The organism is Arthrobacter sp. Bz4 (assembly GCF_003075455.1).
Classification (GTDB): Bacteria; Actinomycetota; Actinomycetes; order Actinomycetales; family Micrococcaceae; genus Arthrobacter_D.
On record NZ_QDAE01000066.1, the window covers coordinates 1 to 1,352 of the forward strand.

Annotated in this window: 1 protein-coding gene; it reads right to left on the minus strand. The window is 61.1% G+C overall.

Features of this window, described 5'->3' with window-relative positions; all coding sequences use genetic code 11:
• Positions 1 to 33: 33 nt before the first annotated feature.
• Positions 34 to 1,298, minus strand: a protein-coding gene (locus DDA93_RS16060) for an IS3 family transposase (RefSeq protein ID WP_237715321.1) whose coding sequence is annotated in 2 segments (ribosomal slippage) — positions 34 to 995 and positions 995 to 1,298 — 1,266 coding nt in all. Because the reading frame shifts where the segments join, the coding sequence is not laid out codon by codon here.
• Between the last annotated feature and the right edge of the window lie 54 nt (positions 1,299 to 1,352).

A 1,352-nucleotide genomic window follows, 5' to 3' on the forward strand; every position in this document is an offset into this window, starting at 1 on the left:
ACTGAACCGCTCTGGGTTTGATGGAGACTCGCGCTATTTGATTTCCACCAGTTGATTGATGGTGGTTTTGCCAGCATAGAACGCCTGCTCGAATTCTGCGGGCGGAATGTCGCCGAGGTAGCCGTGCAGACGTTCGGTATTGTGCCAGTGAACCCATCCGAGGGTCGCTAGCTCGAGGTCCTCAACCGTTCTCCAGGGACCAGATCGGGCGGGTCCGCGGACGAGTTCGGTCTTGTAATAGCCGTTCACGGTCTCGGCCAGCGCATTGTCATAACTGTCGCCGACGGTCCCGATCGACGGCGCCGCACCGATCTCGGCAAGACGTTCGCCGTAGCGAATCGACGTGAATTGACTGCCCGCATCGCTGTGACAGCGCAAGTCACCGTGATGGGTGCCGCGGCCCCACCGTGCCATCTCGATCGCGTCGAGGACCATCTCGGTGCGCATGTGCGACGCGCACCGCCACCCGACGATCATCCGACTGAACACGTCAATGATGAAGCAGACATACGCGACACCAGCCCACGTCGGAACGAAGGTCAGATCGGTCACCCAAAGCCGGTTCGGGGCCACCGCGGTGAACTCACGGTTCACCAAGTCCGGATGCCTCCTCGCGGCAGGATCCGGACTCGTCGTCTTCACACGCTTTGAACGCATCGCACCTTCGATGCCCGCAGCGCGCATCAGCCTGCCGGTCTGATCTCGGCCGATGTCGATCCCGGCGCGACGGGCTGCTTTCCAGAGTTTGCGGACCCCGTAGACACGGTAATTGTCTTCCCAGAGTGTGATCAGATCCGGAGTGAGGACCGCATCGCTAATGGCTCGCGCCGATGGTGCGCGGTTCTTCGCGGCGTAATACGTGCTCGGAGCCACCTGCAGCAGCGTACAGATGGGCTCGACTCCGAGCCGGCGTCCCTCAACGATGTCGTCCTTGTTCGCATCGATGAACGAGACTATTTCCGATGTTGGCGGTCGAGCTCCGCCCCGAAGAAACTCGCGGCGCGCTTGAGGATTTCATTCGCCCGCCGCAGCTCACGGTTTTCCTGCTCGAGCTCGCGCAACCGCCTGGCCTCCGATGTACTCACCCCTGGGCTCTGGCCATCATCAACATCCGCTTGCCGCACCCACGCCCGTACCGATTCAGTCCCATATCCTAGTTGCGACGCGACCCGATGCACTGTTCCGTGCTCGGTCCCCAGCTCCGACCGCAAGGTCCGAACCATCCGGACTGCAGCAGCTTTCTCCTCCGGTGAATACCGACGTGCCGTCGACTTCCCAGATCCCTGACTCGTTGCCATGACTCTATTCTCGTTTCCAAGATCAGGAGTCTCCAACAAACCCAGGGCGGTTCA